The organism is Cobetia sp. PDI-12MA (assembly GCF_059507695.1).
Map to the genome: position 1 here is coordinate 3,092,099 of NZ_CM183351.1, position 12,125 is coordinate 3,104,223.

Here is a 12,125-nt window from a genome sequence, read left to right on the forward strand (position 1 = left end):
CCCGGCTACGCAGCCTTCACCTTGTTCGGCCTTCACGTTCAGCGCATTGTCACGCTTCTCTCTTCGCCAGGTACCTCGTCATGTCACAGCCCGCCACCTCTGCCTCCGCCCTGATTCTCGACGGCAGTGATATCACCCTCGAGCAGTTGATCGATGTCGCCGAAGGCCGCCGTGAGGTGCGCCTGACCTCGGATGCCGCCTTCCGCGCCCGTATCGAGGCCGGCCCGGCCCTGCTGGAACGCCTGCTGGAAGAGGAAGGCGTGGTCTACGGCGTCACCACCGGTTACGGCGATTCCGTGACGCGAGCCGTGCAGGGGGCAGAGGACCTCGAAGCCCTGCCGCGCCACCTCTACACCTTCCACGGCTGTGGCATGGGCGCGGACCTGGATGTGGTCAGCAGTCGCGCGGTGGTGATGGTGCGCCTCGTCTCGCTGTGCCGTGGTGTCTCCGGGGTCAGCATGGCGCTGCTGGAGCGCCTCGTGTGGCTGCTCAATCACGACATCCTGCCGCGCATTCCCGAGGAAGGCTCGGTGGGCGCCAGCGGCGATCTCACCCCACTGTCCTATGTCGCCGCCGTGCTGTGTGGCGAGCGTGAGGTCTGGGTGCGCCCCGGCGCAGGCCAGCCCCACGCGCTGCGCCCGACGGCGGAGGTCTTCGCGGCACACGGCCTGACGCCCTATGTGCTGCGCCCCAAGGAGGGACTGGCGCTGATGAACGGCACCGCCGTGATGACGGCCCTCGCCGCGCTGGCCTACGGCCGCACCACCTACCTCAGCCGCCTGAGCGCACGCATCACCGCGCTCAGCGTGCAGGCGCTGGAAGGCAACCCCTATCACTTCGATGCCGACCTGTTCGCCGCCAAGCCGCATCCCGGCCAGGCCCGCGTGGCCCAGTGGCTGCGCGATGATCTGGCCCACCCGGCGGCGCCGGAAGTGGATGCCACGCCGATCAACTCACCGCGCCTGCAGGACCGCTACTCGACGCGCTGCGCTCCCCACGTCATCGGCGTGGTCGAGGACAGCCTGCACTGGTGGCGCAGTTTCCTGGAGACCGAGCTCAACAGCGCCAACGACAATCCACTGATCGATGTCGAGGCCGGCAAGATTCTCCACGGCGGCCACTTCTACGGCGGCCATGTGGCAATGGTGATGGACAGCCTCAAGACGGCGGTCGCCAACCTGGCCGACCTGCTCGACCGCCAGCTGGCACTGCTGGTCGACAGCCGCTACAACCGTGGCCTGCCCAGCAACCTCAGCGGTGCCACGCCTGAGCGCGCGCCGCTCAATCATGGCTACAAGGCAGTGCAGATCGGCGCCTCGGCCTGGACGGCGGAAGCCCTCAAGCTGACCATGCCCGCCAGCGTCTTCTCGCGTTCCACCGAGTGCCACAATCAGGACAAGGTCAGCATGGGCACCATCGCCGCGCGGGATGCGTTGCGCGTGCTGACATTGGTGGAACAGGTCGCCGCCGCCACCCTGCACGCCGCCGTGCAGGGCAGCGAACAGCGCGCCGACATCACGGGCCAGGCCGCCACGCCGCCCAGGCTGGCCGCCTTCACCCGCGAGCTGCGTGAAGACATCGCGCCCCTCGAGGAAGATCGCGCTCTGGAAGCCGACCTGCGCCTGCTGTGCGCGCGCATCCGTGAGCGCCATTGGGTCCTGAGCGCAGACGAGGCCAACGCATGAGCGAGCGGACAGCCTTGAGCGAGGAAAAAGCCATGAACGAGGCAGCCTTGAGCGAGAGACAAGCCATGAATCAGCCCACAGACACCCCGATGCCGACCGCCACGGTAGAGATGGAAGTGCCCTTCCACGACGTCGACATGATGGAAGTCGCCTGGCACGGCCATTACGTGCGCTATCTCGAGATCGCCCGCTGCAAGCTGCTCGACATGCTCGACTACAACTACCCGCAGATGCGCGATTCCGGCTACGCCTGGCCGGTGATCGACCTGCGCCTGCGCTATGCCGGCCCCGCGCGCTTCGGCCAGCGTATCGCCGTTACCGCTCGACTGCGCGAGTGGGAGAACCGCCTCAAGCTCGACTACGTGATCCGCGATGTCGAGAGCGGCAAGCGCCTGACCCGTGGCTACAGCGTGCAGGTCGCGGTCGGGCTGGAGGATGGCGAAATGCTGCTGGCCACGCCCGCCGCGCTCAGCGAGCGGCTGGCCGCCTGGCAGGCCGAACAAGCGCTGACACACAACAGTGATGCGCCTGCGACCCCGAACCCGACACAAGGAACGCCGTGATGACGTCACGCCTTGCTATTGCCGCCACTGCCCTGCTGCTGACTGCCGGTGCCCCCTGGGTCAGCGCATCCGAGACCAGCGACTCAGACGCCAGATTCGACGCCCGCGCCCTGACGCAACAGCTGGCACGCACCGCCCCTGTCTGCGGTGATTTCCAGCAGACACGCTGGCTCGAGGATGTCGGTGCAGAGCTCGAGAGCCGGGGTCATTTCCGTCTGATCGGCGACCCGAACGCGCCCGCAGGGCTGGTGTGGGAAACCACTTCGCCGATTGAAGACCGTCTCGAGATGCGCCCCGATGCCAGCCAAGGCCCGAATGGCGAACCGCTGCCGGCCGACCAGCAGGCGATGGCGGAACTGCTGATCAGCTTCTTCCACGGCGACTGGCAGGCGCTGGAGGAGCACTTCTCCCTCACGTTGACGGGCACGCCGGATGACTGGCAGGCCAGCCTGACGCCCAACGATGCTCGCCTGGCCGAGGCCATCGAGCGCCTCGAGATCGACGGTGGCAGCTGGCTGGAACACGTGAACCTCGACAGCGGCGACGGTGACCGCCTGGAGCTGGCCCTCACCGCCGGCGGTCACTGCGAGCGATGACATCACCCAGTCATGAGCCACGCAAGGGGCTGGATCGCGCCGTCTGGCGCTGGCTGTGGGCCGCCGCCCTGCTGCTGTGCGCCCTGCTGCTGGCCGCGAAGATCGTCCCGCAGAGCCCATGGCGCGGGGCGGTCGACACCCGCATCACCGCCATGCTGCCGGAGCAGGAGCGCAGCCCGTTGGCGGCGCGCGCCGAATCGCTGGATGACACCGCCAACCGGCTGGTGATTCTGGTCGGCAGTCGCGATGCCAGCGCCGCCGCACGAAAGCAGCGTGACGCTGCCGCCCGGGCGCTGCGGCAGGCGCTCGCGCCCATCGCGAGGCTGGATGACGGCAAGAGCTTCGAAAGCCTGCGCCTGCCGGCAGAGGTCCAGCCGGCCCTGATCGCCCCGTCGCTTGCCGGCCTGAGTGATGATGACTGGCAGGCGCGCGCGCTCAGGCAGCTGTTCCAGCCCGGCGGCCAGCGCGACCTGATCCGCGATCCCTTCGGGCTTGCCGGCGCCTGGCAGAGCTGGCTGACGCCCGCCAACCTGTCGCTGTCCGGCGGCCAGCTGTTGCTGCGCGCGCCGACATCAAGCGGTGAGCAGCCCGGTAACGGCTATCGCCTGATCAGCGCCACCCTGACGGGCAGCGCCTACGCGATGAGTGACCAGCAGGCGCTGGAACAGGCCGTGAATGGCGTGAAGGCCGACTATCCCGACATCCGGCTGCTGCGCTCCGGGCTGGTCTTCCATGCCAGCAACGGCGCGCGGCAGGCCAAGCAGGAGATGTCGACCATCGGGCTCGGCTCGCTGATCGGCGTGCTGCTGTTGCTGTGGGCGGTGTTCCGCACCCCACGGCGGCTGCCGTTGCTGCTGGTGCCGGTGGCAACGGGCGTGCTGTTCGCGCTGCCGCTGACCTGGTGGGCCTTCGGCAGCCTGCATGTGCTGACGCTGGCCTTCGGCGCCAGCCTGATCGGCATCTCCATCGATTACGTGTTGCATCTGGAATGCATGCGCCGTCTGGCGACGAATGGCCGTGGCGGGCTCACCGCGCTGTGGCCGGGCCTGACGCTGGGGCTGTGCTCCAGCCTCGCCGCCTATCTGGCCATCACCCTGACGCCGATGCCCGGGCTGCGCCAGATGGGCATGTTCGCGGCGCTCGGCTTGATCGGTGCCTGGCTGAGCGTGCGCCTGTGGCTGCCGCAACTGCCACTGCCGGCGCAGGCCACCCGCGTGGATTCCCCCGCCGCCCGCGCCACAGGAGGTCTGGCGCGCGCCATTCCCGGCAAGCGCAGCTGGCAGGCGCTGGCGCTGCTGCTGGTGGCCGCGCTGGCCAGCCTCTACGGACTGCGCAGCGATGACCGTCTCACGCAGCTCAACCCCTCGCCTGCGTCTCTGATCAATGAGCAACGCGAGGTCCAGCGCCTGCTCGCCGAACCGGACGGCCTACGCTACCTGATCGTGCAGGCCGAGACCGACGCCGCCCTGCTCACGCGCCTACATGCGCTGGAAGGCACCTTCCAGCGACTGAATGCGCAACAGCAGTTGGGCCACTGGGCGAGCCTCGCTCAGCAACTGCCGACGCTTGCGCAGCAGCAGGCCAATCTCGGCGCCATGCGTGAGCGCACCCGCACCCTGCTGCCCCAGGTGCTGAGCACCTCAGGCCTGCCGCCCGAGCTGGTCAAGCGTGCCGAGCAGGCCATCGCAGACGCCCACCCGCTGCGCCCGGCGGACTGGGTCGCACTGCCCGCCGGCGAGATGGGCCAGCGACTGTGGCTCGACTCGCGCAGCGCCGCCATCGGTATCGTGCGCTTCGGCGATGTCACGGCTGCGGGCAGTGAAGCGCTTGCGCGCCTCGCCGTGGATGACGACAGCCTCGAGTATGTCGATCAGGTCGCCAGGCTCTCGACGACGCTGGGCAGGATTCGCAGCGAGATGGCTTGGCTGGTCGGCGGCGCGGTGGTCTTGATCAGCCTGCTGCTGGCGCTGCGCTATCGCCGCAGCACCTGGCGCGCCCTGCTGCCGCCGCTGGGCGGGGTGGTGCTGACACTGGCGGCCCTGACGCTGGCAGACGTCGGCCTCAACCTCTTCCACCTGCTGGGCCTGTTGCTGGTACTGGGGATTGGCCTGGATGCGGGCATCTTCTGTGCCGAGCATCCGGCGCGCCGCTCTTTATCAACTACAGCGTCAGGTGCAGCACAGACCAGCAACAGCCGTGCATCGCAGGCCAGCCTGCTGGCGATTTCGCTGTCGTGCGCCTCCAGCCTGCTAGCCTTCGGGTTATTGAGCTTCAGTCAGACACCGGCGCTGGCGGCACTGGGGCTGGCCTGCCTGCTGGGGCTGAGCGCCACCTGGTGCCTGGTGCCCTTCGCGCGCAGTTGAGGCGAGCCATGAGCGAGGGGCAAGCAAGCCGCAGGGAACGCAGCGCAACATGAACACATAACGATAACGATATCGACGACGACAGGGGACGATGCCATGGAATCGGCAGATCGCAGCAACAACCCACCACGCAAGGAAGTCATCATCATCGGCGCCGGACCCGCCGGTGCGGTGGCGGCGGCGTGGCTGGCACGCGCGGGCCATGCGGTGCGCGTACTGGAGCGCAGCCACTTCCCGCGCTTCTCCATCGGCGAGAGCCTGCTGCCACGCTGCATGCAGCATCTGGAGGCCTGCGGCTTGATGGAGGCCGCGGCCGCCGGTGGCTATCAGCGCAAGACCGGTGCGGCCTTTACCCGCCGCGGCGAGCATCGCGTGATCGACTTCCGCGACAAGTTCAGCGACGGCCCCGGCACCACCTGGCAGGTGGAGCGCGCCGACTTTGATCAGCGCTTGATCGAGGGCGCGCGGGCGGCGGGTGCCGAGGTCGAATTCGGCGTGACGGTCACGGACTTCACGCCTGCCGATCATGCTGCGTCTCACACTCGCGGGCCACGCCTCACGCTGGACGATGGCCGGGAGCTTGAGGCCGCCTTCGTGCTGGATGCCAGCGGCTATGGCCGCGTGCTGGCGCGCCTCGAATCCCTTGAGCGTGACCCGCGCCTGGAGCCGCGCATGGCGCTGTTCGGCCATGTCCACGATGGCATCGCCGACCTCGCGCCGCCCGCCGAGGGCTATCGTCGCGACAATATCCTGATCGCCTCGCATCCGACGCATCCCGATGTGTGGTACTGGCTGATTCCCTTCGCCAATGGCCGCGCCTCGCTGGGCGTGGTCGGCCCGCGCGAGCTGATCGAGCCTGCCGCCGAGGACGATGCGCAGACACGCCTGTGGCAGTGGGTGATGGAAGAACCGCGCCTGGCGGAGTTGCTGCGTGAGGCTCGACCGGCCAACGCCGTGCAGTCACTGGGCGGTTACAGCGCCGATGTCAGTCGCCTGCATGGCCCGGGCTATGCGCTGCTCGGCAATGCCGGAGAATTTCTGGACCCGGTATTCTCCTCCGGCGTGACCATCGCGCTGGAATCGGCGCTGCGTGCCGCGCCGCTGGTCGCGCGTGAGCTTACCGCGACCCGCGATGAGCAGCGCCCCGACTGGGCCAGCGAATACGAGCAGCCGCTGCGCCGTGGCATCGAGGTCTTCCGCGAATTCGTCACCGCCTGGTACGACAGCCGTCTGACCGACATCATCTATCATCCCGAGCCGCATGCACGGATTCGCCAGATGATCAGCTCGGTGCTCGCCGGTTACGCCTGGGACACGGCCAACCCCTTCGTCAGCGCCAGTCGCCGCCGCCTGACGGCCCTTGCCAGGCTGACCGCGCCCGAGCAGACACTCGCGCCTGACGCGGAGCCGGAAAGCGACTCACTCGCTGGCCTCAGCGCCTTCGGCCGCGCAGCAAGCATCGGCGAGAACAGGTAAAGTAGCGTCATGAAAAACATCTCTTTCGCCTCTCACGTTGTTTTCACCGGGCTGCGTTCAGCAAGGCTGCGCTCAGTCGGGCTGCGTTCATCAGGGCAGAGCAGCCGCCTCGGGCTGGCCAGCCTTGCCGTGGCCGCCACTCTGCTGTTGAGCGGCTGCAGCCTGCTCGCCCCAAAGCCGCTGGAGGCTGCCAGCCCGATGCCGGCGCTGGCGAATCTCGAGCAGACCAGCACCCAACGTCTGATTCTGCGTGTGGCGCGTATAGAGAGTGATGACAGCGCACAGCGTGCAGTCGATGGCGAGGGTGCGCAGGAGCACAATCTGCCGCCTCTCATCGGCGTACTGCGCCAATCGCCCGAGGCCATGCGGCTGGTCATGCTCAGCGTGCAGGGCCAACGCCTGCTGACGCTGGTGCATGACGCCGATGGCAGTCGTTTCGAGAAGGCACGCCCCGAGGTGCTCAAGAAGCTGCCCTTCAGCGCCGACTGGCTGGCACGGCGTATCGCCTGGGTGCACTGGCCAAAGGACGCGATCGATGACGCCTTTGCGAACACAGGCTGGCAACTGGTACAACGCGGCGACTGGCAGCAACGCCGCCAGCCCGCGCAGCGCATCATCACACATGATGGTGTGACCATCGCCGAGCTGAGCCGCGATGCCAGCGGCCGCGTGACGCTGCGCGACCCGGCAGCCGACATGCAGCTGACGCTGGAACCGCTGGCAGCGCCCAGTACACAGAACGATTCTGACGACTCACCGGAAGCTCCCGCGCATGACTGAATCTGTTGCAACCGTGGCCACCGCAACCCCCAAGGGCCGCGACACTGGCAACGCCTGCCGCCTGTCACGCCCCGGCATCGTCTGCCCGCTGGGCGCGGACCACGGCCTGATCAGCAGTGCGCTGTTCAGCGCCAGCCGTGGCCTGCGTGTCAGCGATGACTTCAGCCCCGGCACGCCGCTGTCACTGGGACGCGTCACCGCGCGGCTGGTGGATGACAGCGACTGGCCGGCCCCGCTACGCTCACGCAACAACCGCCTGCTGGCCACCGCGCTTGAGCAGCTGGCACCGGAGCTTGAGGCTCTCAAGCGTCAGGGCATCGCCCCAGAGCGCATCGGCGTGGTGCTGGGTACCAGTACCTCCGGCATCGGCGAGACGGAAGCCGCGATGGACGCCCAGCGCGCCGCCGTCGCCCAGGGCACGCCGAGCGCCGACAGCTGGCCGCAGAGCTTTGAATATCGTCGCCAGGAACTGGGCGCACCCGCCGAGTGTGTCGCCTGGATGAGCGGCGCGCGTGGGCCGATCTACACCCTGTCCACCGCCTGCACCTCCAGCGCCAAGGCCCTGGCCAGCGCACGCCGCCTGCTGGCCTCCGGCCAGTGCGATGCGGTGATCGCCGGTGGCGCCGACAGCCTGTGTCACATGACGGTGAAAGGCTTCATGAGTCTGGAGGCCGTCAGTCGCAAGGAGAGTCTGCCGCTGGGGGCCGAGCGCGATGGCATCAATCTGGGCGAGGCCGCGGTGCTGTTCGTGGTCACGCCGGAGCGCGGCGGCGTACAGCTGACCGGCGTCGGTGAATCCAGCGATGCCCACCATATTTCCGCGCCCTGCCCCGATGGCAGCGGCGCCGAGGCCGCCATGCGCGGCGCACTCGCCAGTGCCGGACGCACCCCCGGCGAGATCGACTACATCAACCTGCACGGCACCGCCACGCCGCTGAATGATGCGATGGAAAGCCTCGCCATCAGCCGCCTGTTCGGCAGGGATGCCGGTTCTGATGCCGGTTCTGACAGCGTTTCTGATGCCGGTTCTGATACCGACGAGCCCCGTCTGCCCGCCGTCAGCTCGACCAAGGCCCTCACCGGCCATACGCTGGGGGCCTGCGGTGCGCTGGAAGCCGCATTCTGCTGGCTGGCGCTGGAACATGGTCGCCTGCCGCCGCATGCCACGCCGCGTGAGGCACTGGACCCGACGCTGCCTGCGCTCAACATCGTCTATCGTGACCGTCCCGAGACCCCGCCACTGCGGGTGATGAGCAATGCCTTCGCCTTCGGCGGCAACAACATCTCGCTGGTGCTGGAGCGTCACACCACCGACCCGGAGTCCTCTGCATGCTGACCCCGAGCACCGACTCAGTTTCCATTGCTGACTCTGATGTGCAGCCCCGTGAGGCGGGCTATCCCGCCATGCCCTGCGCCATTGGCCCCTATGTGCCCCATGATGCCGGCATGTGTCTGCTGGATAACGTGCTGCGCTGTGACGAGCATTCGCTGAGCGCCGACATCACCCCGACGCCAGACAACCTGTTCGCCGAGCACAACGCCGACGGGCAGACCGTGATCCCCGCCTGGGTCGGGCTTGAGTGGATGGCGCAGGCCATCGCTGCCTGGTCGGGCCTGCAGGCCGCACGCAGCGGCCAGCCACCACGAGTCGGCTTTCTGCTTGGGAGTCGCCGTTATGAGAGCGAAGTCGCCGCCTTTTCCTGCGATTGTCGCTGGCAGATTCATGTTCAGCTCGACTATCGCGCTGACAACGGTCTGGGCGCCTTCGAGGCCACCATCAGCGACGAGCACGGCGCCACCGTCGCGCGTGCCGGCGTCAATGTCTTCGAGCCGGCGCCCGAGGCGCTGCCCTCTGCGGCGTCTACGCAAGAGACCGCACAAGAATCCTCACCCGGACAGCAGGATGCTGCCGGTGCCTCATCGCAAGGTAACGTCTGATGTCTGTCACCCCCCCCGCTACTGAAACTGCCACCGCCGCCCCTGAAGCGCGCGAGTGGATTCTGGTCACCGGCTCCAGCCGGGGTATCGGCCGCGCCATCGCGCTGCGTCTGGCCCGCGAAGGCTACAACCTGGTGCTGCATTGCCGCTCGCGCCGCGACGCTGCCGAGGAGGTCGCGCGTGAGATCAGCGCCCTGGGCGGTGACTCGCGCATCCTGAGCTTCGATGTCGCCGACCGAGAAGCCGCGCGCAATGCGCTCGAAGCGGATATCGAGGCGCACGGCTGCTACTACGGCGTGATCTGCAATGCCGGTATCCATGCCGACAACGCCTTTCCGGCGCTTACCGATGAAGACTGGGACAGCGTGATCCGCACCAACCTCGATGGCTTCTACAACGTCATCAAGCCGCTCTCGATGCCGCTGGTACGCCGTCGCAAGCCGGGGCGCATCATCGTGATGTCCTCGGTGTCGGGCATGATGGGCAATCGCGGTCAGGTCAACTATTCCGCCGCCAAGGCGGGACTGATCGGCGCGGTCAAGGCGCTGGCGGTGGAGCTGGCCAAGCGCCGCATCACCGTCAACGCCGTCGCACCCGGCGTCATTGCCACCGAGATGACCGAAGGCGTCGAGATGGAAGAGGCGCTGAAGATGATTCCCATGCGCCGCGCAGGGGAAGCCGAGGAAGTTGCCGCCACCGTGGCCTTCCTGTGCTCGAAGGACGCCGGCTACATCACCCGCCAAACCATCGCCGTGAATGGAGGGATGTTCTGATGGCGACCGCTCCTGCAATTCGTGGCAATCGCGTCGTGGTTACCGGCATGCATGGCTTCTCACCCATCGGCAATGACTGGCCGACGTTGCGCGCCAACCTGGCCGCCGGGCGCACCGGCATCCGCTATATCGAGGACTGGGACAAGTACGACGGCCTCAACACCCGCCTCGGCGCGCCGGTCAACGATTTCGAACTACCCAAGCACTACAACCGCCGTGCGCTGCGCAGCATGGGCCGTGTGGCGCAGCTGGCGACCCGCTCCAGCGAACTGGCGCTGGAAGCGGCCGGCCTGAGTGACAGCCCGCTCAAGGAAAGCGGCCAGATGGGCATCGCCTACGGCGCCTCGGCCGGTGAGCCGGACGCGGTGGCCGACTTCGGCAACATGCTGATCAACCACTCCACCGATGGCCTCAGCGCCAATTCCTATATCCGCATGATGGCGCATACCGCGCCGGTCAACATCGGCGTCTTCCTCGGCATCAAGGGGCGGATTCACACCACCTCCAGCGCCTGCACCTCGGGCAGTCAGGGCATCGGTTACGCCTATGAGGCGATCCGCTTCGGCCGCCAGACCGCGATGGTCGCCGGTGGCTGCGAGGAGCTGTCCGCCGCAGACGCCGCGGTGTTCGACACCCTGTTCGCCACCAGCACCTGCAATGAGCGCCCGGACCTGTCACCGCGGCCCTTCGATGCCGAACGTGATGGCCTGGTGATCGGCGAGGGTGCCGGTACGCTGATTCTGGAAGAGCTGGAGCACGCCCTGGCGCGCGGCGCGACCATCCACGCCGAGATTCTCGGCTTCGGCACCAATTCCGATGGCCGTCACGTCACCCAGCCGGACGCCAACATGATGGAAGCCGCGATGCGCATGGCGCTGGAAGATGCCGGTGTCGATGCCTCGGAGATCGGCTATGTCAGCGCGCATGGCACCGCCACCGAGCGCGGCGACATCGCCGAGAGCCACGCCACCCATGCCGTGTTTGGCGATTCCACGCCGATCAGCGCCTTCAAGAGTTTCACCGGCCATACCCTGGGCGCCTGTGGCGCGCTGGAAGCCTGGATCGCCATCGAGATGATGCGTGAGGGCTGGTTCCACGGCACCGCCAATCTCACCAGTCTCGACCCGCGCTGTGCGCAGCTCGACTACCTCACCGGCGCAGGCCGCGAGATCGAGACGGACACCGTGATGAGCAACAACTTCGCCTTCGGCGGCATCAATACCTCGCTGATTCTGCGTCGCTGGCAGGAGTGACTGCACTGCGAGCGAGCTGGCGCACGACTGTCGCTACCAGACGACTTTGCAGCGGGTCAGTTCTGGCGCAAGATACGCGCCCGCTGCATGGTCTATGGTGTGATTGGCTCACGCCTATGGCTGTCTGACGGCGATATTCGCTGGCCTCGAGCCAGTCAATCACACGGTAAGGAGGGGTTTCACATGGCGTCATCCGTTGCTCAGTCATTCCCTTGGGTGTTGCGTGCCACTCGCTCTGCACGAGGCATGGCAATGGGCGCCGCCCTGGTGATCGGCTCTGCCAGTCTGCTGGCCTCCGCACCGGCAGAGGCGCGCGATACCCAACACTTCCTGCCGATCATGCCGGTAATGGCCAGCACCGCGGCCAGTCAGCGACTGGGCAAGGACGTGGCCTTCTTCTTCGGTGACAAGCAGCCCTACGAGCGCATCGAGAAGCGCGGCTGGGCACGGGTGAACCCGAAGACCAACGCCACCAACAAGAGCGATGCGGAAGCCTGTCGCTGGGTGTTCCTGTCGGCGCTGCGTGCGCTGCAGGAAAAGGCGCGCGAATACGGGGCCAATGCGGTCATCAACATCCGCAGCGACTATGACAAGGTGCCCTACTCCAGCAGCGAGAAGTACGAGTGCCACGCAGGCAATATCATCGCGGGCGTCGCGTTGCGTGGGGATCTGGTGATCCTGCATCCGAAGAACTGATT

11 protein-coding genes are annotated in these 12,125 nt (G+C 67.3%); all 11 read left to right on the forward strand.

Going from position 1 to position 12,125, the window contains the following annotated elements:
• Window positions 1-80: 80 nt before the first annotated feature.
• The 11 genes from AC5WNI_RS13195 to AC5WNI_RS13245 all read left to right on the forward strand — a co-directional run bounded on the left by AC5WNI_RS13195 (window position 81) and on the right by AC5WNI_RS13245 (window position 12,123).
• The gene (locus AC5WNI_RS13195; RefSeq protein WP_175088465.1) at window positions 81-1,685 is read left to right on the forward strand and encodes an HAL/PAL/TAL family ammonia-lyase; all 1,605 of its coding nucleotides are present in this window, start codon (window positions 81-83) and stop codon (window positions 1,683-1,685) included.
• A 65-nt stretch (window positions 1,686-1,750) separates the two neighbouring features.
• Window positions 1,751-2,248: an acyl-CoA thioesterase gene (locus AC5WNI_RS13200; protein WP_175088464.1), complete on the forward strand. Its 498-nt coding sequence runs from the start codon at window positions 1,751-1,753 to the stop codon at window positions 2,246-2,248.
• The gene (locus tag AC5WNI_RS13205; RefSeq protein ID WP_175088463.1) at window positions 2,248-2,844 is read left to right on the forward strand and encodes a LolA-related protein; all 597 of its coding nucleotides are present in this window, start codon (window positions 2,248-2,250) and stop codon (window positions 2,842-2,844) included. The genes AC5WNI_RS13200 and AC5WNI_RS13205 overlap by 1 nt, the downstream gene beginning before the upstream one ends.
• A complete protein-coding gene (locus AC5WNI_RS13210; RefSeq protein WP_175088462.1) occupies window positions 2,841-5,207 on the forward strand; it encodes an MMPL family transporter in 2,367 nt (788 codons plus the stop codon). Before AC5WNI_RS13205 ends, AC5WNI_RS13210 begins: the two co-directional genes overlap by 4 nt.
• A 96-nt stretch (window positions 5,208-5,303) precedes the next feature.
• Window positions 5,304-6,683 carry an NAD(P)/FAD-dependent oxidoreductase gene (locus AC5WNI_RS13215; RefSeq protein ID WP_175088461.1) on the forward strand — a complete coding sequence of 460 codons (1,380 nt, stop codon included), beginning with the start codon at window positions 5,304-5,306 and terminating at the stop codon, window positions 6,681-6,683.
• A 9-nt stretch (window positions 6,684-6,692) separates the two neighbouring features.
• Window positions 6,693-7,463 carry a DUF3261 domain-containing protein gene (locus AC5WNI_RS13220; protein WP_175088460.1) on the forward strand — a complete coding sequence of 257 codons (771 nt, stop codon included), beginning with the start codon at window positions 6,693-6,695 and terminating at the stop codon, window positions 7,461-7,463.
• Window positions 7,456-8,799 carry a beta-ketoacyl synthase N-terminal-like domain-containing protein gene (locus AC5WNI_RS13225; RefSeq protein WP_175088459.1) on the forward strand — a complete coding sequence of 448 codons (1,344 nt, stop codon included), beginning with the start codon at window positions 7,456-7,458 and terminating at the stop codon, window positions 8,797-8,799. The genes AC5WNI_RS13220 and AC5WNI_RS13225 overlap by 8 nt, the downstream gene beginning before the upstream one ends.
• The gene (locus tag AC5WNI_RS13230; protein WP_175088458.1) at window positions 8,793-9,401 is read left to right on the forward strand and encodes a hotdog family protein; all 609 of its coding nucleotides are present in this window, start codon (window positions 8,793-8,795) and stop codon (window positions 9,399-9,401) included. The genes AC5WNI_RS13225 and AC5WNI_RS13230 overlap by 7 nt, the downstream gene beginning before the upstream one ends.
• On the forward strand, window positions 9,401-10,174 hold the full coding sequence (gene fabG / locus AC5WNI_RS13235; protein WP_175088457.1) for a 3-oxoacyl-ACP reductase FabG: 774 nt from the start codon (window positions 9,401-9,403) through the stop codon (window positions 10,172-10,174). The genes AC5WNI_RS13230 and fabG overlap by 1 nt, the downstream gene beginning before the upstream one ends.
• On the forward strand, window positions 10,174-11,427 hold the full coding sequence (locus AC5WNI_RS13240) for a beta-ketoacyl-ACP synthase (RefSeq protein ID WP_175088456.1): 1,254 nt from the start codon (window positions 10,174-10,176) through the stop codon (window positions 11,425-11,427). Before fabG ends, AC5WNI_RS13240 begins: the two co-directional genes overlap by 1 nt.
• 183 nt (window positions 11,428-11,610) lie before the next feature.
• Window positions 11,611-12,123, forward strand: a complete 513-nt coding sequence (locus AC5WNI_RS13245; RefSeq protein WP_368449715.1) for an excinuclease ATPase subunit — start codon at window positions 11,611-11,613, stop codon at window positions 12,121-12,123.
• Window positions 12,124-12,125 lie beyond the last annotated feature (2 nt).

Excerpts from the sequence above, each read along its gene's own strand:
- AC5WNI_RS13225 (WP_175088459.1), top strand. The coding sequence starts at position 7,456 with ATGACTGAATCTGTTGCAACCGTGGCCACCGCAACCCCCAAGGGCCGC.
- AC5WNI_RS13200 (WP_175088464.1), top strand. The coding sequence starts at position 1,751 with ATGAATCAGCCCACAGACACCCCGATGCCGACCGCCACGGTAGAGATG.
- AC5WNI_RS13215 (WP_175088461.1), top strand. The coding sequence starts at position 5,304 with ATGGAATCGGCAGATCGCAGCAACAACCCACCACGCAAGGAAGTCATC.
- AC5WNI_RS13220 (WP_175088460.1), top strand. The coding sequence starts at position 6,693 with ATGAAAAACATCTCTTTCGCCTCTCACGTTGTTTTCACCGGGCTGCGT.
- AC5WNI_RS13230 (WP_175088458.1), top strand. The coding sequence starts at position 8,793 with ATGCTGACCCCGAGCACCGACTCAGTTTCCATTGCTGACTCTGATGTG.
- AC5WNI_RS13245 (WP_368449715.1), top strand. The coding sequence starts at position 11,611 with ATGGCGTCATCCGTTGCTCAGTCATTCCCTTGGGTGTTGCGTGCCACT.
- fabG (WP_175088457.1), top strand. The coding sequence starts at position 9,401 with ATGTCTGTCACCCCCCCCGCTACTGAAACTGCCACCGCCGCCCCTGAA.
- AC5WNI_RS13205 (WP_175088463.1), top strand. The coding sequence starts at position 2,248 with ATGACGTCACGCCTTGCTATTGCCGCCACTGCCCTGCTGCTGACTGCC.
- AC5WNI_RS13210 (WP_175088462.1), top strand. The coding sequence starts at position 2,841 with ATGACATCACCCAGTCATGAGCCACGCAAGGGGCTGGATCGCGCCGTC.
- AC5WNI_RS13240 (WP_175088456.1), top strand. The coding sequence starts at position 10,174 with ATGGCGACCGCTCCTGCAATTCGTGGCAATCGCGTCGTGGTTACCGGC.
- AC5WNI_RS13195 (WP_175088465.1), top strand. The coding sequence starts at position 81 with ATGTCACAGCCCGCCACCTCTGCCTCCGCCCTGATTCTCGACGGCAGT.